We start from the raw sequence: 22,619 nt of genomic DNA on the forward strand, positions 1-22,619 counted from the left end.
CCCGCCGCTTCCGCCTGACGAACAAGATTTCGCGCGCGATCTGGGCTAACGAAGCCTTTAAACGTAATGCCAAATTCCATAATGTGTTCCTCTTGTGATTATGCTTTTAATATTTTTAAAAATTTGAAACTGTGTTTAACAAAGTATTGGTAAGCGCTTTAGAGCACTCTCTACGATGTGCTGAGCGCAGTAGCCTTAAACTAGTGTCCATCTGGTGGGCAGATACGAACTCCCGCATGAGAAAACGGCACCTCTTTCGAAATATTCAAACGAATCAGAATCGGTGTTAGCGCTTCAACGCAACGGGCGCTTTCTGCCAAGCCCGCGTTATAAGCTTTGGTACCCATTTTTTCGATTAACGCCATAACGCGTTTTTTAGCCTCAAGGTCATTGCCGCACACCAAGATGTCGCAGTTAATAGCACGAGATAAGTCATTCAAAGTCACCGCCGACACATTATGTAAGGCACCAATAACAGGGATTTCGTCGCCCAATAACAACTGAGCCGATTCTGTCACCGAGCCAGCTGCTGGCATCACCACGGCCTTTGGGTTACCCGGAGCCAGTGGCACAACGATGTCGACCAGAGTTTTACCTACCAGTAATGGTGCTAATGCGGTCAAGGTGGCATCGTGACCACTATAGGGAACCGATAAAATCACCAGATCCTCTGCAGCTTTGGTCGCGTCTTCCATCGACAAACCAGTAATATCTGCCTGACAGTCTTTTTCAGCTAACAAGGTCACCAATGCCTTAGCGGTTTCTTCTGCCTTGGCAGGATCACGAGAACCCAGTACCACGCTGACGCCAGCCAGCGCCAAACGCAGCGCAAGTCCTTTGCCCTGAGGGCCTGTTCCGCCAATAATGGCGACTTTATTTGTAGAGTCATTCATAGTTTATTCACCATTTTTTTCATTGATTCTGTCATCGGATTTTTCATCTAAAGAGATCCTCATTGTGGGCTCGAATAAGATCTCGACTTGAGCTGTCTGTTTTTGGCCAAGATAGGCCACGAAAAACAATCACTGGCGACTTGGCGCTTTTTTCCATCAGTAACCCAGATGCTGCTGCCAGTTCATCCGCAAAGGCTGGCGCAGTCACACTCAAAGGTCGTCCAAAGGCATCCAGCTCACCCAACATGTGCATTACGCCCGGCACATTCGCCAAGCCAATCGCCACGTTGGTTTGCCCCAATCGCCAAGGTCGACCAAAGGTATCGCTGATCACCACGCCCAAATCACAGCCAAAATGGGCTTCTAATTTGTGGCACAGTAATCGCGCACTTTTATCTGGGTCCTCGGGGAGTAAAATCAGTTGACCGGGATGGTCAGCATTGGATTCATCCACCGCCGCATTGGCGCAGATGTAGCCATTTTTATGTTCTGCGATCAGCACGCCTTCTTCTTGATCAGGTCGTTTCATCGCTCGAACAATGCGCGTCGATTGCGAAAGAATAACTTCGACTTTACGCGGGTCTTTATTAACGGTTTTCGCCAACTCGATGGCTTCTTCACTGGGCGTAATGTCTTCCAAATACGCACAAGCACCCTCGCTTTTTGATACCACTTTGTGAGCAATGACCAAGATGTCGCCAGCTACCAAGGTTTGATTTTGCGTAGTTAAGGTATCAATAATTTTTTGCGCTAAATCATCACCCGCCTGAAAATCCGGCAAGCCCATCAAGCGGAACATACTCATAGAATCAGGCATAGTGGCGCTCCTTAATGAGCGATTTTTTTATGAATGGCGACACACTGTCGCGCCATGCTTTGAAGCGTTCAGGTTGACGAATCACAGCGACTTTAAGGTCTTCACTCTGATCGATATCCAACGCGAGATTGGCAAGATGCAAACTGCGACAAACCAGTCGATTATTCGCAGCGTTGGTTTTATGGGCAGACGCCGAATCACAACCATATTCAAAATGAATCGCATCCGGAGGCGATGTTAATAGCGCATTGGTGCCGCCGTCTTTGGCAACGGCAATCACCACTTGCGCGTTATGAATCGCTGTCATCAGCGTAGTGATTTCTTTAGGGTCCAAAACCGCAATGTCACTAGGAACAATAAGTTGGCTGTCGTAGCCGGACTTTTTTACCCAATCGCAGGCAAAATCCAACGCGCCGTTTAAACCCTTTTCCCCATCGTCAAACAAGGTGTTAGCTTCATAAGATTGAGCAAGGGAAAGTACTTCAAGAGATTCACTCACCACCAGCACGTCTAACATGGGGAAATGTCGCTGAAAAAACGCCAAGGTGTTTTCAAACAATGTCAGGGACAAACTTTCACGGGCCGCATCTGACAAACTGCCAACCAATCTTTGTTTGGAACGCTTGGGCGATTTCATCGGAATCACTACGCAAAGCTTATCGATTAAGTGATAAATGCTTGGAGAATACGTTGCAGAATGATGTGTCATTAGGCCGCCCTCTGCTTTTTATAAGACATGGCGAACTCGACCACTTGCGTGAGTAACGCCGTTTTCTCCTCAGGTGTTTTCATTAGAGTTGGCGTTACCAGTACATCCAGACCTTGCGCTTGCAACCATGCGGCGTCTTGCTGATCTACATCGTCAATTACCATGCCGTGCAAAAATGATCGATAACAGTCATAGATGCCTTTTGAATCGATGCTTTTCCCTGCACTTTCGAGCATTTTATCCGCAGGGCCTTTTACCGTTTTTCCGCCAATTAAAGGTGAAACAGCAATGACATAGGCGCCGCTTTTTTCCACTGCTTGCTGAATTTCCGGCACAGCGAGAATCGCGCCAATGCTAACAATCGGATTGCTCGGCGCGATGATAATTAAGTCACTGTTAGCAATCTGGTCCAAGGCTTCATGAGTCGGCTTGGCGTTTGCGATACCTTGATACTCGATATCCAGCACGTCGGACTGACAATGCTCGCGCACAAAGAATTCTTGGAAAGACAACCAACCTTGTGGCGTCTTCACTCGGGTTTGCACTACATCGTTGGTCGGCAACAAAATAGGCACGCTGACGCCGTGACGTTTCGCCAAGCGTTCGGTAATCTCACTGGCGCTGACGCCTTGGTGTTTTAAATTCGTTCGATAAATATGCGTGGCTAAGTCCAAATCGCCCAAGGTCATCCAAGTGTCTTGCCCTAAGGCTTTCAGCTCATTCAGTACTTGATGAGTTTCGTTCTTGCGTCCCCAACCTTGCTGACGGTCAATTTGATCGCCTAAGGAATAAATCAGCGTATCGATATCTGGCGAGACCCAAAGACCGTGAAATTCATCATCGTCAGCAATGTTTCCAATGATCTTGGTCGAGCTGGCGTATTGGCTTTTTGCCAAGCCTTCTGCGGCTTTGGCACCACCAACACCACCCGCTAGCAATGTGATATTTAAACCTGTCATTACGCCACTCCTTGAATCGCAATGCGGTTCGTTAATGCTGAGCTGGCGCCATTTCCTTCAACTAAATAGTCCTTTACCACTTCATATTTGGTACTGCGCTGTACCGCATGCAAACCCGCCGCTTGGATATTGGCGACCATGTCTTCTGGAAACACTTCTTGCCCATGAGTGGCTCCTGCTGCGCGGGAAATACTTTCATTCATCAAGGTGCCGCCCAAATCATTGGCTCCTGAACGCAGCATCCTAGCGGCTACATCGGGGCCCATTTTTACCCATGACGCTTGAATATTATCGATATGACCTTGCAGCATCAGGCGAGCAATGGCGTGCATTTTAAAATGCTCGTCTTGCGTTGGGCCAGGGCGAACCTTATCTGGGTTGTCGTTGTATAAACGGGTTTCGTAATGGATAAAACCCAGCGGAACGAACTCGGTGAATCCGCCGGTTTCTTTTTGAATATCGCGCAATAATTTGAGGTGATTTGCCCAATGAATTGGCTGATCAACATGACCGTACATGATGGTAGAAGTCGTCGGCACACCAACAGAGTGAGCAGCTTTAATAATTCGCACCCATTCTTCTGTGGTGAGTTTATTTTTGGTCAGTTGTTTACGTACTTCGGTGTCTAAAATCTCTGCCGCTGTGCCCGGCATAGACCCCAAACCAAGATTTTTTAACTCGGTCAAAAAGGCTTCTGGCTCAAGGCGACCTTTTTTGCAGCCATACCAAATTTCAAATGGAGAAAAGGCGTGAATATGAATTTCTGGTACACGCTTTTTCACGGCGATAATGAGGTTTCGGTAATAATCTGCGCCTATGTCTGGATGCAATCCACCTTGAATACAGACTTCTGTCGCACCGCGATTCCAAGCTTCTTCGGCTCGATCTGCGACTTGTTCAACAGTTAAAAACTCCGCTTCTTTATCGCCTTTCTCTTTGGCGAAATTGCAAAATCGACAGCCCATGTAACACACATTGGTGAAATTGATATTGCGCGTAATAACAAAGGTGCCGACATTACCAACTCGCTTTTCACGCACTTTGTCAGCGGTGTCTAACACGGCTTGAGCTTCTGCACCCTGTGTAGCAAATAGCACACAGGCATCTTCGACATTCAGCTCTTCGCCCAATAAAGACTTATCCAAAATTGTTCGAACGGATTCACTTACTTGGGCATTGTTTGACGTTAAAGGAAATAGATTCATGCGATAACTCCTCCACTCACTTGAGCAGCACGGCTAACCAGCGACGCGACTCGTTGCGTTAAATTAGGTGTTAGATATTTATTGTCCTGATGCTGAAAGCGGTCATAAATGGTCAGACGTTCTGCCAGCGAATAACCCAATCCTTCACAAGCTTGTGCCACGCTACTGATCTGCGGCCACGCTCGTTCTGGGTTAATGAAGTCTTTGGTCAAAGGTGAAATACCGCCCCAATCGTTGATGCCCGCATTGATGTAACTGCCATATTCGACTTCCAAATTTGGTGGCGCTTGTATGCTGATGTCATCAGGCAAGATCAAACGGGCAACGGCGATGGTGCGCTTCATGTCGTCTAAATTGGGTTCTTGGTATTCGGCCATCGCAGTGCCTGCTTTGGCGCGAAAGTTCTGAATGATGACTTCTTGAATATGCCCATAGGCCAGATGGCGATCACGAATGGCGATGAGGCTGTTTACTCGGTCTGTCCAGCTTTCACCAATGCCAATCAGAATGCCCGTGGTGAAGGCGATATCAAGGCGACCAGCTTGCTCTATGGTGTCGAGTCGACGTTTTGGGGTTTTATCTGGGCAAGCATGATGTGCATGGCCTTTCTTGAGTAAATCGTTGGACACGTTTTCAAGCATCATCCCCATGCTGGCGGCGACGGGCTTTAGGCGTTTCAGTTCGTCGTACGACAAGGCACCCGCATTCACGTGAGGTAATAAGCTGGTCCGAGTTAACACGCTTTCGCATTGGTCATGCAGATAATCTAAGGTGCTGTCGTAACCTAAATGGGCCAACATATCGCGAGCTTTCTGATGACGCTCTTCTGGACGCTCACCCAAACTGAACAGGGCTTCTTTGCAATCTAATGCCGCGCCTTCTCGTGCAGTTTTTAACACTTGCTCCGGCGTCATATAGTTAGCGTGAGGCGAATCTGGCGATTGCACAAAAGTGCAATAACCGCAGGTATCACGACACATATTAGTCAAAGGTATAAAGACTTTTTTTGAATAAGTAAGCTGTTTGCCCCAAGCGTTGTCACGCGCTTTAGCGGCTTCTTGGCAGAGTGCGTACAAGTCTGGCCCAGTAGCAAACTCATAAGATATGGCTTCAGAATCAGAGATCATATTCACTCCACGCTTTAGTGATTAAATGAGGTTGAATTAACTTTTTTTACCATTTGGTATAAAAATTAATAGCAATCATTTTGCGTAGAGTAAATTGTTTTTATTAGTGCAAAACACGCACTAATAAAGGGCTAGCGGCCTAAAGTTTAGTTAAGTAATAAGTTAACCAAAAGGTTAAGATGATGAAAAGTGGCGTTTTTTTACACAATTCAATTGATCATAAAAAACACCATTTATTGAAATGATCGAAGAAAAAATCTATGAAATTATTTTTAATTATTTTTTTTGGCACCAAGAGCGCGCACAACGAAATCTGTCACTGCTAATTCCGCTCGTTCAAAATCCTCTTCATCCAGACGATGCTTGCCTAATAGCACTTCCATTTGTACCGAAAAATCTGCGTAGGTTTGTGTCGCTGCCCAAATAGTAAAGAACAAATGCTCTGGGTCTATATCGTCAACTAATCCTTTATTTATCCATGACTTAACTAATATAACATCACGATCAAATTGAGGTTTTAAATGACTAATTAGGTACTCTTTTAAGACTGGCGCACCGCTGATAATCTCATGAGCAAAAACCTTAGAACCATTCGGATACAGTCGTGAAAGCTGCATTTTTTCATGCACATAACGACGAATAATCGCTTCGGGTGTGTCGCCCTGAGTTTCTAGGAAAGACAGCTTCTCTATCCATATATCGAGCATCTCTTTTAACACTCGTTTGTAGAGTAACTCTTTGTTTGGAAAGTAATAAATAAGATTTTGCTTGGAAATAGTTGCGGTTACCGCAATCGCTTCCATCGACGAACCACTGTAGCCTTTTTCTGCAAATACCACTTCAGCAGAACGCAATATACGTGACTCTAATTCTTCTCTATTAATTGATTGTTTTGTGCGTTTCGCTTTCTTCTCAACCAAAATCCAATCTGCCTTAAATAAAAAATGTATTCTTTTTCAATCTCATAAGACGCTGTTTTTATTAAACATTATCTTTTTCACAGCTTTTAAAATAGCACAGTCAGATGACTCTAACGAGTCTTTCTCTGCAAACTTGATTAAAACTTGGCCTGCTTATTGCTGACCTGAAAGACAAGTTTTTGATGTTTTTTTATTAATATTTTTTACCTTTTGGTAAAGGTATTAAAAGTAGGATTAGGAGCAAGCCATGCAAGACCTTCGTATCAACGAGCAGCGCCTTTGGGACACCTTAATGGAAATGGGCGACATTGGCGGCACTGAAAAAGGCGGTTGTAACCGTCTTGCAGGAACAGACTTAGACAAACAAGCCCGCGACCTTTTTGTTTCTTGGTGTGAAGCCTGCGGCTGTACTGTTGAAGTCGATAAAATCGGCAATATCTTTGCCCGTCGCTCAGGCACAAACAATGATTTACCCGCCGTTGGAACAGGTAGCCACCTTGATACTCAACCTACTGGCGGCAAGTTCGATGGTGTCTTTGGCGTTCTTTCTGGTGTTGAAGTATTACGTACGCTTCATGAAAACAACATTGAAACGCCCACGGCAATGGAGTTCTCCGTTTGGACCAACGAAGAAGGATCACGATTCCAACCTGCGATGCAGGGCTCAGGAACCTATGTTGGCCGCTTCGATCTGGAAACCGAATTAAACAAAACCGACGTCAATGGTATTCGTCTCGGCGACGAACTTGAACGTATTGGTTACTTGGGCGAGATGGAATTGGGCAGCCGACACATGGGCGCATTTTTCGAAGCGCACATCGAACAAGGGCCGATTCTTGAAGACGAAGAAAAAGCCATCGGCATCGTCCGACTAGGCCAAGGTATTCGCTGGTACAACATTGAGGTAGTGGGTCGCCCTTCTCATTCTGGCACCACGCCAATGCACCTTCGCAAAGATGCGATGTTAACGGCTGCTGCCATTGTTACCGAAATGAATGCCATCGCACTTCGCCATGAAAATGGCTTGGGCACGGTGGGTTTTATGCAAGTCTGGCCAAACTCTCGTAACACGATTCCTGGCAATGTGAAATTCAGCGCCGATCTTCGTAATCCTAAACCTGATGTATTACTTACCATGCACGAAGAGCTATTGGCGTTTTGCAAAGAGATCGCTCTCGACCATGGTGTAGACGTCAACGTCGATCCTTTTTGGTATTTCGCTCCGGTGGAATTTAATGCTTCCGACGACGTAAAAGCCGCCACTGAAAAACTCGGTTATAGCCACATGGACATCTATGCTGGTGCTGGTCACGACGCCTGTTACATGGCGGATTTAGTACCAACTGGAATGATTTTTACGCCTTGTTTGAACGGTATCAGTCACAACGAAGCGGAATACAGCTCACCAGAAGAATGTGCTGCCGGAGCCAATGTACTGCTACATGCAATGCTCGAAGCCAGCGAACGCATTGCTAAAGAGCATCAATAAAATTCGAACATTAGAAGAATACAAGAGAAGAAAAAACGCGGGCTGAGAGTCATAAAGCAGCTCAACTTGAATGAAGACCTATAAATACATTAACAAATAGAAGAGGTGGCAAAAATGACCAGCAAGTCTGTTAAACAAGGTGAGTTTTATGAGTTGGAGGTCGATCGCGATCTCCAACAAAGTCCAGCGTATAACGACGATTTAGCGCCAACCAAAGTTAAGGATCGCACTTGGAGCAAATGGAATATCGCCGCGTTATGGGTGGGTATGTCTATTTGTGTGCCGACTTATACTTTGGGTGGTGTTCTAACCGCCTACTTCGGGCTATCGGTAATGGAAGCGCTATTTACCATTCTCGTTGCTAACATTATTTTGCTGGTTCCACTGACTCTAAACGCCTACCCCGGCACTAAGTTCGGTATTCCTTTCCCTGTGTTATTACGTTCATCATTCGGCATGATTGGATCAAACATCCCTTGCTTGATTCGTGCTCTGGTGGCCTGTGGCTGGTTTGGTATTCAAACCATGTTTGGTGGCCTGGCAATTCATTTGTTCTTATCTGCCGTATCCGATGGTTGGGCAAGTTTAGGTGGCGTTGGCGAAGTGATTGGCTTCTTCATTTTCTGGGCTCTGAACATGTACGTGGTGATCCGCGGCGCAGAATCTATCAAGTGGATGGAAACCTTATCCGCACCATTGTTATTAATCGTAGCCATTGGTCTGATGTTTTGGGCGAGCGACAAGGTATCTTTTACTGAGCTGCTTGCAACACCAGCGAGCCGCCCTGCCGACGCTGGCTTTATGGGTTACTTTCTTGGTGGTCTGACTGCTATGGTGGGCTTCTGGGCAACCTTGTCATTGAACATTCCCGATTTTAGCCGCTATGCAAAATCGCAGAAAGATCAGGTTATTGGTCAAATCGTTGGTTTACCTATCACCATGTTTTTCTTCGCGGCATTAGGTGTGGTGCTAACGGCTGCATCTACAACGCTGGTTGGTGAAACAATTTCTGATCCGATTTCTTTGATTGGTAAAATCGACAGCCCATTCTGGGTTGCTGTTGCAATGATCTTGATCGTCATTGCCACGCTTTCAACGAATACTGCAGCCAACGTGGTTTCTCCAACCAACGATTTCCAAAACATCGCACCAAAACTGATTAATCATACTCGTGGCGCTTTGCTAACTGGCTTCATTGGCATTCTGCTAATGGGTTGGGAACTACTCAAAAAATTAGGTTTGTTGGAATCGGATGTCAGCGTAGAAGGCATGTACTCAAACTGGCTACTGGGTTATTCAAGTCTACTTGGCCCGATTGCTGGCATCATGATTGTCGATTACTTCTTAATCAAACGTCAGCATTTAGATTTGGTCGCACTTTATACGCCAAACAGCCTTTATCCAGCGTTTAACAATGCGGGACTAATCGCCTTTGCAGTACCAGTTGCTATCACCTTAATTGCGCTCAATATGCCGGCTCTTGGTTGGTTCTATAACTACGGTTGGTTCACTGGTGCATTCACCGGCGCCATCGTGTACTTCGTACTTGCCAACATGCAAACCGCTTCTGCAACTCAAACTGACGCGTTGCAATCTTAATTCTATTTGGTTTTGTCGGCAGTGCTTTCGGGCATCGTCGATATTTTTAATTCGTCGACCTTTGCACATCTTCAATCACCTGAAGATGTGCAAAGCGCTCTCTTAAAGAAGGATGCTATATGACCCTACTAATAAAAGGTGGAACCATAGTCACCCACGAAGAAACCTTCAAAGCAGACATTCTTTGCAAGGACAACAAAATCGTCGAAATCGGTGCCATCAGCGTGCTACCAAAAAACGTTGAAACCATTGACGCTACAGGCAAACTCATCATGCCTGGCGGTATAGATCCACATACTCACATGCAGTTGCCTTTCATGGGAACCGTAGCAAAAGATGACTTTGCTTCCGGTACCGTCGCAGCTCTCGCCGGTGGCACAACGACTATTATTGATTTTGTGATTCCCAATCCTCAGCAGTCTTTATTAGATGCTTATCATCAATGGCGCGGCTGGGCGAAAAAGGCCCATTCAAATTACAGTTTCCATGTGGCGATTACTTGGTGGGATGACACAGTCGCGGAAGAAATGAAAATATTGGTAAAAGACCATGGCGTGAATAGCTTCAAACACTTTATGGCCTACAAAAATGCCATCATGGCCACCGATGACATTCTGGTTGCGAGTTTCACAAAATGCTTAGAACTCGGTGCAATCCCAACGGTTCATGCGGAAAATGGTGAATTAGTTTATCACCTGCAAAACAAACTCATGGCTGAAGGCATGACTGGACCAGAAGCCCATCCGCTATCTCGTCCTTCTTCTGTAGAAGGCGAAGCCGCAAACCGTGCAATTAGTATTGCCAACACGCTTGGCGCACCAATCTATCTTGTCCATGTCTCCACAGAAGAAGCCGTCGATGCCATTCGCTACGCCAAAGACCACGGCCAAACTGTTTTTGGCGAGGTGTTAGCAGGTCATCTCACCGTAGACGAAAGCGTTTATCAAAATCCAGATTGGGCCACGGCTGCGGCTCATGTTATGAGCCCTCCGTTTAGACCCAAACATCACCAAGATGCACTTTGGAAAGGCGTTCAAGGCGGCACATTACAAACCACCGCCACCGATCATTGCGCCTTTTGTGCCGAACAAAAAGCCATGGGCAAAGACAACTTCACGCAAATTCCTAACGGTACAGCGGGCGTGGAAGAACGCATGATGGTGCTATGGGAAAAAGGCGTAAACGAAGGCAAAATCACCATGAATGAATTTGTCGCCCTAACGTCGACCAACACAGCCAAAATCTTCAATATGTATCCAAACAAAGGCTGTATTCGCGTCGGCGCTGACGCCGACTTAGTGATTTGGAATCCTGCCGCGACTAAAACGATTTCCGCGAAAACGCATCACTCGAAAATCGAACACAGCATTTTTGAAGGCATGGAAATCCACGGTGTGCCAGAAACCACTATCTGTAATGGCAAAATCGCTTGGCATGACAATGTGCTAATCGCGGAATCTGGCAATGGTAAATACATAGATCGTCCAGCTTATGCACCTTTCTACGAAGCACTCAGAAAACGTAAAGAGTTGAATCAACCCAAAGCGGTTGCGCGTTAAGACAATCATTTAAAAGGGCCGCAGCCCTTAACTAATTGAGCGAATAACATTTCTACGAGGGAGGGATAGTTTCGAAAAGAAATGTTATTCGATCGATGGGATCTAAACTTATTCGTTACAAGACAAACTCAACCAAAGCTTGTAGGACGACAAACGACATAATGCCGGCCAAAATGTCATCCAGCATGATGCCGAAGCCGCCATGGACGTTTTTATCAACCCAAGAAATTGGCCAAGGTTTCAAGATGTCGAATAGGCGAAATAACACAAAGCCCAGCACGATATAAAACCAACCCGCAGGCGCTAGCCACATGGTGATCCAGAAACCAACAAATTCGTCCCAGACGATACCAGCATGATCGTGCACGCCCATGTCTTTCGAGGTTTTACCACAAAGATAAATTCCGACCAATGACGTCACCACCAGCACAGCAAGATACGCCATCGCGCTTAAATCTTGTAGAAACCAAATAAACAAAGGCACCGCAGCCAATGTTCCAAAGGTTCCCGGCGCTTTTGGTGCCGCGCCAGAACCAAGGCCAAACGCCAAAAAATGTATCGGATTACGCCATACCGACGCTGGGGCAGAATTCACCATTAAACCATCACCTAAAATTAAAAGTTAAAAATGCTTTGTGAGCGTCGTCATCGCCCCTAAAAATGTTGCCAGCCTGATATCTCACCATCATAGCCCTGAATAACAAAGCCTTCCGTGACAATCTCACCTACCTTGGTACAAGGTAAGCTTAGCGTTTGCGTGATCAAGGCAATCTCTTCTGCTTGATCTTTCGGCGCGGTAAAACATAGCTCGTAATCATCGCCACCGGTTAATGCCAATGTCACAGCAGATTCAGGCTGCCAGCGACTTAACTCAGCGGAAATCGGCACACGACTCGCGTCGATATTTGCCCCGACGCCAGACGCTTTAAGTATATGCTGGATATCTTGAGCAAGGCCATCGGAAATATCCATCATGGCATGAACTACACGCTTCAGCGCCATGCCGACAATCAGCCTTGGCTGCGGTCGCCAGTAACGATCATAAAAATAATCAAAGCGCTCACTCGATACTTGTAACTCACCCGTGACAATCGGCACAGCGGCAGCGGCATCGCCTAGCAAACCTGTGACATAAATATCATCACCAACCTTTGCCCCATTGCGCTTTACCGCCATGTCTGCTTCCACATAACCATGCACTTGCAGAGTAATAGTTAATGGACCTTTAGTAGTATCGCCGCCAACCAAAGCCAAACCAATTGGCTCGGCCAGTTCCGCCATACCTTGCGCCAAACCCGCTAACCATTGCGGATCAGATTCAGGAATCGTCAGCCCCAAGGTAAAAAACGCCGGTTTCGCGCCCATCGCGGCTAAGTCACTGACGCAGCTTGCTACTGCACGATAACCAATATCCACAGGATCTGCATCGAACGGAAAGTGTCGCCCTTCGACCAAGGTATCCATTGAAAACACCAGACTCTGACCTGGCGGCACTTGCACCTGAGCACAATCATCACCAATACCCAACAAAAGATCCCCGCGCCCCTGTGTACTTGCCATCACAGACGCTTGAAAGATGTTTTGTATCAATTCGAATTCTCTCAACAGAAGATCCTTGCTTATCTCGATTAAAGGTCAACCAAAGGCATTCGCCTATCTATCAAGGCAAGCCAATTTAATGACAAAGAGGATACCGTATTGTCAGCGGGATGTCAGAAACAAAGCAGGAAGAAATCACTAGAGCCAGAAACAAAACAAGGCAGACCGCTTGACGCAGATCTGCCTTGTTTATCGTAAATCGTCAGTTAAACGCTCGCAGTATTACTCGTCTTCTGAACGCTTAGCACGCTGTTTAGGCGTTGGAATTACTTCTAGGTAAAAAGACTTCCAGTGCTGGCTTTGTGCAGAACTAATATTGGCATTGATATCACCTTCGTGAATCGCTCGTGCCTTGTCCGCGACTTGACCAAACTTACAGTTAAATCCCCAAAAGTCCGCGCCTTCTGGCAATGCCTTATTACGCTCTGCTTTGATGTATTGCTTAACTTCGTTTTTCGCTTCTTCAATGAGACGTTGGTATGGTTTTTTTGGGTGAGATAAAACAAAGTTCTTTTTCATTATGATCCTAAAAATGTTGGGTAAGGCAGCGTAACAACCACCTTGATACCGTCTATGATAGCGGGTTAAGAATAAACCAGCCATCAATAAGAGAAATGTTTCGAAACAAATCGTTATTTGTTGGCTTTAGCCAAGGCTGAATATGAAGACATAAAAAAGCCCCGTTATTAGCAAGTAATAACGGGGCTCTTAGGTATCTATTAGTAATAGGTTCTATTACTTGTTCGACACTTTATTCGCTTCTCGGCGAGCGGCGATTTCTTCGCGGCGCACGCGCTGTGCTAGTTTGTCTAGAATGCCGTTAACATATTTGTGGCTTTCCGTCGCGCCAAAGCCTTTTGCTAGCTCTACGCTTTCGTTGATCGCAACGCGGTATGGCACATCTAAACGTTGAGACAACTCAAATGCCCCAATACGCATAACGGCCAATTCGATTGGGTCTAGTTCGCTTAATGGACGATCTAGTAGTTCTTCAAACAAAGCATCCAGTTTTTTAGCACTTGCCGTAACGCCTTGTAGCAATTCGCGGAAGTAGACTTTATCGCAAGAATCCATGTCTCGGTCTTGGTCCATCACGAATTGGGTTTCTATCTCGCTAACGGCAGTTTTGTTCATCTGCCACTGATAGACCGCTTGTAATGCCAAACGACGTGAAGCACTGCGCAATTGCGAACGTGAAGGCTTCTTATCCTTACGTTTTGGTGCTGGAGTTTGGTCGTTTGTTGTTTCCACTTCGCTCATTTTTTGCCTCAATTGTCCAGACTACGCTGCCTTATGGGCTGACGCTTTTGTCTGTTTTAAAGTACCCTTGGTTGTTAAAGAGCTATATTAGATACTGCATTTGGACAGTATCTGAGTCATATCGACCAAAGGTACGAATATACGGGTTGTCTTGGGCGGCGATTATAGCAACATTTATTCTAGGTTTCTCGGCAAAGTTGGCGAAATATCAGCAAGAAAAAACAATTTCCAGGGATTTTCAAAAAAAAGCCTGAGAAAGCAATGACTCAGCTTTTGGCTATTCGTCAAAATCACCTTCAAAATCTTCATCAAGGTATTTTGGTATATAGACCAAGCGCACATCTTGCCCAACTTGGCGTACCGATTTAAGCGTCAGCTCTACTGCTTCGTCCATCGCCTCTAAAGGCAATTTAAATAACGGACGTGCGCTGGAACCCAATAGTTTCGGTGCCATGTAAACCACTATTTCGTCGATCAGACCCGCTTCTAAAAAACCACCAGCCAATTCTGCGCCAGCTTCTAATAAAATTTCGTTAATGCCTGCATCAGCAAGTTGTTCCATCGCATCCAGCAAGTCGAGTCGACCATCTTCGCCACGTGGTGCAAAACGTACAGTTACGCCTTTTTTAGTTAGCACTTCTAAATGTTCTGCTTCGACCTCTTCTTCTACTGAAAATACCCAAGCTTGATTTGCTGGATAAAGAATTTTTGCTTCTGGAAGAATTGACAAAGCTGTGTCCATTACCACTCGAATCGGCTGACGCACACTTTTCGGATCGGCTTCTTGGTCATTGTTATCTATACGAACTGTCATGCTTGGGTTGTCTGCCAACACCGAGCCAATACCTGTGACAATGGCGTCGCTTTGCGCACGTAAACGTTGCACATCAAGACGCGCCGCAGAATCAGTAATCCATTGGCTTTCGCCAGACTCCATTGCCGTGCGGCCATCCATGCTCATGGCAAGTTTCACTCGCACATAAGGAAGACCTTCACGCATGCGTTTGATAAAACCAGGGTTGAGCGCTTCGCAATCAGATTCCAACACAGGACCGATGATTTCAATGCCGGCTTTTTTGATTTTCACCAAACCATTACCTGACACTTCAGGATTTGGATCTTGCATACCGTAAACAACGCGCGCAACGCCCGCTTTAATCAAGGCATCTGCACAAGGCGGAGTTTTGCCTTGATGGCTGCAAGGTTCCAAGGTGACGTAAGCAGTTGCGCCAACCGCATCTTGTTTTGCATCCGCCAATGCATTGACTTCTGCGTGACCTTCTCCGGCTTTTACATGAAAGCCTTGGCCGATGATTTGCTGATCCTTAACCAATACGCAACCAACACGTGGGTTCGGATGAGTGGTATAGCGGCCTTTTTTCGCTAGTTGAATGGCTTTCGCCATCCAGTATTCGTGGTTATAAACTGTCATACTTGGTCTTCTTTCTTCGATTCTGGGGCGGTTTTTTTCGATTCTGGGATGGTGACGCTGTGGCTTTCTAGGCGGTCTATCGCCTCGCGGAATTCACTGATGTCTTTAAAGCTTCGATAAACGGAAGCAAAGCGAACATAGGCCACTTGATCAAGGCGTTGCAGTTCCTCCATCACAGCTTCGCCAGTCCAACGAGAAGGCAATTCACGCTCGCCAGTGGCTTGCATTTTTTCTTTAATTCGAGTGATTGCGGTTTCTACCGCTTCAATGCTGACCGGACGCTTCTCAATGGCTTTAATAATGCCATTGCGCAATTTGTCCTCATCGAATGCTTCTCGGCTACCATCACTTTTGATCAGCTTAGGCATTTGTAATTCAGCCACTTCAAAGGTGGTGAAGCGCTCTTGACAATGAATACAGGTACGACGACGGCGAACTTGTGCGCCTTCAGAAACCAGTCGAGAATCCACTACTTTAGTATCTTGAGTTCCACAAAAAGGGCATCGCATGGTGCTTCCAATATCGCTAATTTGGTGTAAGAATGCCTGAGATTAGGCCATCGTTTGATGGGTGAAATCATACCAACCCCGCCATAATATAGCTACCAAGCTACTGTGTGCGCTTTTACCATTCTTCTACATCAGGGAATGGATGAGTTTATAAGGATTTATATGCCGTTCGCAGAGTTATCGGGCTTGGTCGCTGCCTTATGTTGGACCATTTCAAGCCTAATGGCGCCAAACTTAATTCAACGTTTTGGCACCATGCGTTTTAATACCTTTCGTATTGTTATCGCTAGTTCCATTCTGTTAGCGATTTGCTTAATCACCCAGCGATTCAATGCAACTTTGTGGCAACATGCCGAGATAGTCATGCTGTCTGGTTTGCTAGGAATTTTCATTGGCGACACTATGCTGTTTACCGCAGTCCATCGCCTTGGCCCTCGACGCACAGGGGTGCTTTTTGCTACCAACGCGCCCATGTCGATTCTATTGGGTTGGTTGTTTTTAGGTGAAAACCTGTCCTTCAATCAACTTTTTGCCTGCGGTCTGGTATTAATTGGCGTGGTGATTGCCATTCTGTTTGGTCGCAAAAACAGTCTTCATGCTTGGGAACAAACTAAAGGCAAATTGAGTATCGGGATTTTGCTTGCTCTTGGCGCAGCGCTTGGTCAGGCCAGTGGTGCTTTGCTTAGCAAGCCAGCTTTAATTGATGGTGCCGATCCGATTGCCGTGTCTGCATTACGCGTTGGTACTGGCGCTTTAGCTCTCGTTCTGGCTTATGGCTTATTTTATCGACACAAACAACCTGCTGACGCGATTCCATTTGGTCAACTTACTCGTGCTGATTTCATGGGCATCGCTACCCTCGCCACCATTGGCATGGTTATCGGCATGAGCGTATTAGTCTGGGGGGTCGGCAATGCTAACGTCGGTATCGTCACCACTTTGTCAGCCGTTGTTCCAGTGCTAATTTTACCAGGTTTGTGGATTACCACAGGCCAACGCCCTGCATTTGGTGCGTGGATTGGTGCCATTTTCGTTGTGGCTGGCGCAGCTTTGATTATTCTGAAATAGCCTTGGCTGTGCTATCCTTTAATACACTCATTTTTCAATCGGCTCTCCATCGATTTGCCTACTTTGTATTTGGCGAACCATGGAGCGTTTTAACGAAACCCTTGCACGATGGCAGTCTTGCACGGGGCTTTAATCATAGGATAAGTTGACTATTTATGGCTCAGTTTGTATACAGCATGAACCGCGTTGGGAAAGTTGTTCCTCCTAAACGCGAGATTCTAAAAGACATTTCTCTTTCATTTTTCCCTGGCGCTAAGATCGGTGTATTGGGTCTTAACGGTTCTGGTAAATCGACTCTTCTACGCATCATGGCGGGTGTTGATACCGAGCATAATGGTGAAGCACGTCCAATGCCGGGCCTCAAAATCGGCTACTTGGAACAAGAACCGCATCTTGATCCAGAAAAAAACGTACGTGGTATTGTGGAAGAAGCCTTCACTGACGTTATTGAAGCGATGGCGCGTTTGGATGCGGTTTACGCTGAATACGCTGAACCTGATGCTGACTTTGATGCGCTAGCAAAAGAACAAGGTCAACTTGAAGCCTTGATCGAAGCCAAAGAAGGCCACAACCTAGAGCGCGCCCTTGAAGTAGCAGCCGATGCTCTTCGTCTTCCTCACTGGGATGCGAAAGTAGAACATCTTTCTGGTGGTGAACGTCGCCGTGTTGCGCTATGTCGTCTATTGCTTAACAAACCAGACATGATCCTTCTAGACGAGCCAACAAACCATTTGGACGCTGAATCCGTTGCTTGGTTAGAACGCTTCTTGAAAGATTACCCAGGCACTGTTGTGGCGATTACCCACGACCGTTACTTCCTAGATAACGCAGCTGGCTGGATTCTAGAGCTTGACCGTGGTCACGGTATTCCATACGAAGGTAACTACTCTTCTTGGTTAGAGCAAAAAGACGCTCGACTTGCTGGCGAAGCAAAACAACAAGCCTCGCATCAAAAAGCCATTAAATCGGAGCTTGAGTGGGTTCGCCAAAACGCCAAAGGTCGTCAGTCTAAATCCAAGGCGCGTTTGGCTCGATTCGAAGAGATGAACTCACAAGAGTTCCAAGATCGTAACGAAACCAACGAATTGTACATTCCACCAGGACCTCGTCTTGGTTCTAAAGTCATCGAAATCGAAGGCGTTAGCAAAAGCTTCGAGCACAAGGTGCTACTAGAAGACTTCAACATGGTGGTACCGCAAGGCGCTATCGTCGGTGTGGTTGGTGGTAACGGTGCAGGTAAATCTACCCTGTTCAAAATGATCGCTGGCACGGAAAAACCGGATACAGGTACAGTGACTTTGGGTGAAACCGTGCAGCTTGCTTACGTCGATCAGATGCGTGAACTCGACGGCGACAAAACCGTTTTCGAAGAAATCGCTGATGGCCAAGACATGATCACGGTAAACAATTACAAAGTTGTGTCTCGTGCTTACATCGGCCGCTTTAACTTCAAAGGGTCTGATCAACAAAAATTGGTTAAGCACTTGTCTGGTGGTGAGCGTAACCGTTTACACCTTGCGAAATTGCTTAAAGAAGGCGGCAACGTATTGCTACTGGATGAGCCGACAAACGACCTTGACGTAGAAACTTTACGTGCACTGGAAGACGCGCTACTTGCCTTCCCAGGCGCCGCGATTGTTATTTCCCATGACCGTTGGTTCCTAGACCGTATCGCGACACACATCCTAGCGTACGAAGGCGATTCTAAAGCTGTCTTCTTCGAAGGTAACTACGCAGAATACGAAGCCGACTACAAACAACGTACCGGCAACGAAGCCACACCAACGCGTATCAAATACAAACGTATTGATGCTTAATTCTATTTAATAGGAATGGTTGGTTTGAATGGAAAGCCGCTTTCAGGAATGGAAGCGGTTTTTTTGATTTTAAGTATATAAACGCTTTAGACAATATCAAGAGACATACGAGCATCTTTAATTACAATTATATCGTTATCAAAAATCTCAAGCCTATCCTTAGGAGATAGACAAAAATCTGCAAGGCCATCGATTAACCTTTCATATACCTTAATAATAGTTTCATCACTATCACAATTACGCTGCCCATTTCTTGTCTGGTTAATATCAACAAAAATAGAGCTATAAAGAACCTCTCTCATATAGCAGATAGTGTTTCGAATTTGATCGCTATATGACAAAAGCTGATCAAAATCTAAAAAATTTTCTCTAAAATTATCAAGATCAGCATATGCAGAGAATTCTACATAATTATTATTTATAAAAATCAAATTATAGAGCTGAGTCTGCCGATGACAGCTTATATCAAGTTTCCGCTCCAGCTCACTTAACATTTTTAAAAAGAGCTCCCTATGCTTTATACAGTTTTCAAAAGCATTTTTTGACTCTGTAGCTGCTATCTGCTTATCAGTTCTCTCTATTTGAGCTGCAGTTTGGGCTGACCGATGATGTGAAGCAACAAGGGCGACGGCTGGAAAAGTAAGAGCCATGATGGCAATGGGTAACTTCAAACGACTAATAGCATCGTTAATACAATCAGATGTCCAACACGCTTTCATAGACTCAACAGAAAAGAAGTCATGCAACACAATAAGCCCAGCGACTATAGCGCCAACAGCAAGTGGCGCAAAAAATGCTACTTTAAACCAGCCGAGCTGAGTCAGCGTTTTCCTATGTGACATTCAATATCCTTGCTTCGTATATAAACCTAAAAGCATCCAACCCCATCCTATCTTCTCTTTGCTCTTTAACTTTAGAAAAAAAAGGGCAAGTAGCTAGCCAACTAAGCAATCACTTCTATACCCTTACGCTCCACAAGAGAAAGCATTTTCAGCGCAGCGCCTCTAGGTTTGCTTTCACCCTGTTCCCATTTTTTAACCAGCTTGTCGCTGACGTTAAGGTATTGAGCAAAAACAGGTTGTGAGAGGTTGTTGGCAAGTCTTAGTTTTTTGACTTGCTCAGGTGTGAAGTCATGAATGGAGGTTAAGCATAAGGTATCAAACTGACGCATGGTGGTTTTATCAATCGCACCCGCTTTTTTAAGACCTTTGGCTGTCTTATGAACAGACTTTAAAATATCACTCATGACTACATATCCTTCGTTTTGCCAAAAAAAGATTAGGTTAACTGTAGCACTTTCTTAGATGCTTCAGCCAAAAATCCTGAACGTGATTTGTATTTTGGATTCGCGGCCACCATTTTGTCGATTTTGGTAATCAGCAAATGCGGTAAGGTCACGTTAATTTTTTCGCTTTTACCAAGCAGTGGAGTGATATCTATATTCACCACAGCCCACACGCCACCATCGTAGTCTGGATTATCTTTATGGACTGAGATTGGGCTGGCGGTTGGAATGTCTTCACCGTCTTCTAATAAGAGTTCAAGGTGAGAAAAGATCGCTTCTTCGGCCATTTCTAGTGCTTCATCAAATGTATCGCCAGCAGAAAAACAGCCGGGCACATCTGGCACAGTCACGCCATAACTAACGCCGTTATCGGTATGTAATACAATTGGATATTTCATTATTCGTACCTCTGCTAAAGCCACTAATGAACTAGTTGAGCTGAGCTTGTTTCTTTATGCTATTAAAAGTGCCAATCGGTAAGTCTTTCTTCGGATGAGGAACCGTCACTGTGCCTTTTTTATTAGGATGCTTAAACTGCACATGACTGCCCTTTACTCTAACTTCGTACCATCCATCTTCGACTAGCATTTGGATTACCTCTCGGCTTTTCATATAAATCCTTTCGCTGTTCCTTTCCTTAGGATTAATAACAATAACCCTGACAACTCCTGAAAACCAATTGCTTTTCTTTATAACTCCAATAACTCTATAGATAAATAGCTATTACTTTGTGAACATGTAAAGGCCGCAATAAAAAAAACAAAACCCCTCTTACCATGGGCAAGCGGGGTTATCAGTTCTGAGGTGATAAAACAAACTACCGCTTTTTAAAGATCCCACTCGCGATGACAACACCAACGCTGACGAAGATGAGTCCGGCGATGGAGTAACCTTCTAAGTGTTCGCCAAGTACCGGGATGGCGATGAGCGCGGCGAGTACTGGGGTGAAGGCGCCGATGGCGGCCATGTTTTCTGCGCCGAGTTTTTGGATAGCGTAGCCGTAGGAGAATCCAGTCATCAGGCCGACGAGTAGGCTTTGCACGAGAATTTGCCCTGCCAACATATCCCAAGAGGCGTCGGCTAAACCGCTGGAGGTCAGTCCCGTTGCCCATAATAAAGCCAGAGCAATCAAGGACACCAAGCCCATCAACGCCGTTGATACCAAAGGCGGTAAGCCAGCGATTCTTAAACTCACGGTATATACAGCCCAAAAGAAGCTAGCGGCAAGCAGTAATAAATCGCCTTTCCATGTATTTTCTGGCGCTGTGAGTAGTGACAAGCTGAGTAAAACAAGCACGCCAATACTGACTAAGCTCAAGCCAATCTTGCGTTCACGGCTGACTTTTTCTTGATAGAAAAGTACCGCCAACAAGGTCACAAAAAAAGGAAAGGCTCCAAGAATCAATAAACCTGCGTGAGACGCCGGAGCGTATTTCAAACCTGTGGCGCTTAGGTAGAAAAAAGGTAAGCCTGCACCACAGACAATACCTAACAAAAGTATCGGGGAAACGGCTTTCACTTGTGCTCTAGCGCGCCATAAGAAAGGAAACAGTAATAATGCTGGCGGAGAAAATCGCAGGATACCCAAATCGAAAGCAGTCAAAGTATTAGTCATACCGGCGCGCATACTGACCAACCAAGATGCCCAAATCAAGATACTCACGAACGCTGCTAATAAACCAAGGCGAAAGCCCCAACCTGTGGCGTATTGTTTGTATTTTGGTGGTTCTTGAGCGGATATTGATGATGTGTGTTGTGTCACTGTTTGGGGCATAACCACCTCGCGGGAAATCGATGGCCCTATTATCTGCTCTCATCCGCGAGCATGTCCTTGCTATTTACCCTCAAGAAAGGCTACTTTTTAGCATATAACACCCAATTCAATCCTAAAAATTACTAAGTGTGCCAATATGAATAAAACAGACCTAGATATTCTCTCCCATTTGCAATCCGATGGACGTCTTACTAACGTGGCATTGGCGGAGGAAATCCACTTATCGCCCTCGCCTTGTTTACGCCGCGTTAAGCAATTGGAAGACTCTGGTGTGATCGAGGGTTATCACGCTCGCATTGATCGTCAAAAGGCAGGATTTTCCATGACAGTGTTTGTGGAAGTCCGTTTAAAGAGCCATGCTGGCGACAAACATATCGTGTTTGAGAATGCGATTTTAGAGATGGAAGACATCATCAGCGCACATCTTGTCTCCGGCATTGCAGATTATCGTTTAGAAGTAGTCGCGGTGGATCTACAAGATTACGAGCGAATCCTAAAAGCCCTTCAGTCTTTGCCTCATGTAAAAGACATTCAAAGCCATTTTGCTATTCGATCAGTAAAAACTGCTGCGCCATTGCCGTTAAAAAGAATGTCGTAA

24 protein-coding genes are annotated in these 22,619 nt (G+C 45.7%); 6 read left to right on the top strand and 18 right to left on the bottom strand.

Features of this window, described 5'->3' with window-relative positions; genetic code table 11:
* Positions 1-200: 200 nt before the first annotated feature.
* The 7 genes from npdG to BUA59_RS16270 all read right to left on the bottom strand — a co-directional run bounded on the left by npdG (position 201) and on the right by BUA59_RS16270 (position 6,630).
* Complete coding sequence (npdG, locus tag BUA59_RS16240; protein ID WP_072840734.1) at positions 201-893, bottom strand: NADPH-dependent F420 reductase; 693 nt, start codon at positions 891-893, stop codon at positions 201-203.
* A 43-nt stretch (positions 894-936) separates the two neighbouring features.
* Entirely contained in the window at positions 937-1,710 is a 774-nt protein-coding gene (cofE, locus tag BUA59_RS16245; RefSeq protein WP_072840735.1) for a coenzyme F420-0:L-glutamate ligase, read from the bottom strand.
* A complete protein-coding gene (cofC, locus tag BUA59_RS16250) occupies positions 1,703-2,419 on the bottom strand; it encodes a 2-phospho-L-lactate guanylyltransferase (protein ID WP_072840736.1) in 717 nt (238 codons plus the stop codon). The genes cofE and cofC overlap by 8 nt, the downstream gene beginning before the upstream one ends.
* Positions 2,419-3,378: a 2-phospho-L-lactate transferase gene (gene cofD / locus BUA59_RS16255; protein WP_072840737.1), complete on the bottom strand. Its 960-nt coding sequence runs from the start codon at positions 3,376-3,378 to the stop codon at positions 2,419-2,421. The genes cofC and cofD overlap by 1 nt, the downstream gene beginning before the upstream one ends.
* Complete coding sequence (gene cofH / locus BUA59_RS16260; RefSeq protein WP_072840738.1) at positions 3,378-4,583, bottom strand: 5-amino-6-(D-ribitylamino)uracil--L-tyrosine 4-hydroxyphenyl transferase CofH; 1,206 nt, start codon at positions 4,581-4,583, stop codon at positions 3,378-3,380. The genes cofD and cofH overlap by 1 nt, the downstream gene beginning before the upstream one ends.
* Entirely contained in the window at positions 4,580-5,710 is a 1,131-nt protein-coding gene (gene cofG, locus BUA59_RS16265) for a 7,8-didemethyl-8-hydroxy-5-deazariboflavin synthase CofG (protein WP_072840739.1), read from the bottom strand. Before cofG ends, cofH begins: the two co-directional genes overlap by 4 nt.
* Positions 5,711-5,982: 272 nt before the next feature.
* Entirely contained in the window at positions 5,983-6,630 is a 648-nt protein-coding gene (locus BUA59_RS16270) for a TetR/AcrR family transcriptional regulator (RefSeq protein WP_072840740.1), read from the bottom strand.
* 247 nt (positions 6,631-6,877) lie between these two features.
* Between BUA59_RS16270 and BUA59_RS16275 the strand changes: the two genes are divergently transcribed.
* The 3 genes from BUA59_RS16275 to hydA all read left to right on the top strand — a co-directional run bounded on the left by BUA59_RS16275 (position 6,878) and on the right by hydA (position 11,277).
* Positions 6,878-8,119: a Zn-dependent hydrolase gene (locus BUA59_RS16275; protein WP_072840741.1), complete on the top strand. Its 1,242-nt coding sequence runs from the start codon at positions 6,878-6,880 to the stop codon at positions 8,117-8,119.
* Between the two features lie 114 nt (positions 8,120-8,233).
* Positions 8,234-9,718 carry an NCS1 family nucleobase:cation symporter-1 gene (locus tag BUA59_RS16280; protein ID WP_175550789.1) on the top strand — a complete coding sequence of 495 codons (1,485 nt, stop codon included), beginning with the start codon at positions 8,234-8,236 and terminating at the stop codon, positions 9,716-9,718.
* Positions 9,719-9,837: 119 nt separating this feature from the next.
* A complete protein-coding gene (gene hydA / locus BUA59_RS16285; protein ID WP_072840743.1) occupies positions 9,838-11,277 on the top strand; it encodes a dihydropyrimidinase in 1,440 nt (479 codons plus the stop codon).
* 115 nt (positions 11,278-11,392) lie between these two features.
* On the opposite strand, the gene BUA59_RS16290 is transcribed toward hydA, so the two are convergent.
* The 6 genes from BUA59_RS16290 to nrdR all read right to left on the bottom strand — a co-directional run bounded on the left by BUA59_RS16290 (position 11,393) and on the right by nrdR (position 16,077).
* Positions 11,393-11,875 (bottom strand): phosphatidylglycerophosphatase A family protein, encoded by a 483-nt coding sequence (locus BUA59_RS16290; protein WP_072840744.1) that lies wholly within the window; start codon positions 11,873-11,875, stop codon positions 11,393-11,395.
* A 56-nt stretch (positions 11,876-11,931) separates the two neighbouring features.
* On the bottom strand, positions 11,932-12,882 hold the full coding sequence (thiL, locus tag BUA59_RS16295; protein ID WP_072840745.1) for a thiamine-phosphate kinase: 951 nt from the start codon (positions 12,880-12,882) through the stop codon (positions 11,932-11,934).
* Positions 12,883-13,098: 216 nt separating this feature from the next.
* The gene (locus tag BUA59_RS16300; protein ID WP_072840746.1) at positions 13,099-13,395 is read right to left on the bottom strand and encodes a DUF6172 family protein; all 297 of its coding nucleotides are present in this window, start codon (positions 13,393-13,395) and stop codon (positions 13,099-13,101) included.
* A gap of 216 nt (positions 13,396-13,611) precedes the next feature.
* A complete protein-coding gene (gene nusB, locus BUA59_RS16305; RefSeq protein ID WP_072840747.1) occupies positions 13,612-14,136 on the bottom strand; it encodes a transcription antitermination factor NusB in 525 nt (174 codons plus the stop codon).
* Between the two features lie 277 nt (positions 14,137-14,413).
* Positions 14,414-15,568 carry a bifunctional diaminohydroxyphosphoribosylaminopyrimidine deaminase/5-amino-6-(5-phosphoribosylamino)uracil reductase RibD gene (gene ribD / locus BUA59_RS16310; protein ID WP_072840748.1) on the bottom strand — a complete coding sequence of 385 codons (1,155 nt, stop codon included), beginning with the start codon at positions 15,566-15,568 and terminating at the stop codon, positions 14,414-14,416.
* Positions 15,565-16,077 carry a transcriptional regulator NrdR gene (nrdR, locus tag BUA59_RS16315; RefSeq protein ID WP_072840749.1) on the bottom strand — a complete coding sequence of 171 codons (513 nt, stop codon included), beginning with the start codon at positions 16,075-16,077 and terminating at the stop codon, positions 15,565-15,567. The genes ribD and nrdR overlap by 4 nt, the downstream gene beginning before the upstream one ends.
* 162 nt (positions 16,078-16,239) lie before the next feature.
* On the opposite strand from nrdR, the gene BUA59_RS16320 reads away from it, so the two are divergent.
* Together BUA59_RS16320 and ettA are read left to right on the top strand one after the other, a co-directional pair.
* Positions 16,240-17,145 carry a DMT family transporter gene (locus BUA59_RS16320; protein ID WP_072840750.1) on the top strand — a complete coding sequence of 302 codons (906 nt, stop codon included), beginning with the start codon at positions 16,240-16,242 and terminating at the stop codon, positions 17,143-17,145.
* A 155-nt stretch (positions 17,146-17,300) separates the two neighbouring features.
* Positions 17,301-18,962 carry an energy-dependent translational throttle protein EttA gene (ettA, locus tag BUA59_RS16325; RefSeq protein ID WP_072840751.1) on the top strand — a complete coding sequence of 554 codons (1,662 nt, stop codon included), beginning with the start codon at positions 17,301-17,303 and terminating at the stop codon, positions 18,960-18,962.
* Positions 18,963-19,048: 86 nt separating this feature from the next.
* Here ettA and BUA59_RS16330 read toward each other — a convergent pair whose 3' ends face one another.
* The 5 genes from BUA59_RS16330 to BUA59_RS16350 form a co-directional block, all read right to left on the bottom strand.
* A complete protein-coding gene (locus BUA59_RS16330; RefSeq protein ID WP_072840752.1) occupies positions 19,049-19,804 on the bottom strand; it encodes a hypothetical protein in 756 nt (251 codons plus the stop codon).
* Between the two features lie 101 nt (positions 19,805-19,905).
* Positions 19,906-20,208 (bottom strand): helix-turn-helix domain-containing protein, encoded by a 303-nt coding sequence (locus tag BUA59_RS16335; protein WP_024025639.1) that lies wholly within the window; start codon positions 20,206-20,208, stop codon positions 19,906-19,908.
* Between the two features lie 32 nt (positions 20,209-20,240).
* Positions 20,241-20,645, bottom strand: a complete 405-nt coding sequence (locus BUA59_RS16340; protein ID WP_072840753.1) for a type II toxin-antitoxin system HicB family antitoxin — start codon at positions 20,643-20,645, stop codon at positions 20,241-20,243.
* Positions 20,646-20,676: 31 nt separating this feature from the next.
* Positions 20,677-20,859, bottom strand: coding sequence for a type II toxin-antitoxin system HicA family toxin (locus BUA59_RS16345; RefSeq protein ID WP_072840754.1), 183 nt, complete (start codon positions 20,857-20,859; stop codon positions 20,677-20,679).
* Between the two features lie 205 nt (positions 20,860-21,064).
* Positions 21,065-22,021: a DMT family transporter gene (locus tag BUA59_RS16350; RefSeq protein ID WP_084122488.1), complete on the bottom strand. Its 957-nt coding sequence runs from the start codon at positions 22,019-22,021 to the stop codon at positions 21,065-21,067.
* Positions 22,022-22,157: 136 nt separating this feature from the next.
* Between BUA59_RS16350 and BUA59_RS16355 the strand changes: the two genes are divergently transcribed.
* Positions 22,158-22,619 (top strand): Lrp/AsnC family transcriptional regulator, encoded by a 462-nt coding sequence (locus tag BUA59_RS16355; RefSeq protein ID WP_072840755.1) that lies wholly within the window; start codon positions 22,158-22,160, stop codon positions 22,617-22,619.

Source organism: Marinomonas polaris DSM 16579 (assembly GCF_900129155.1).
GTDB lineage: Bacteria > Pseudomonadota > Gammaproteobacteria > Pseudomonadales > Marinomonadaceae > Marinomonas > Marinomonas polaris.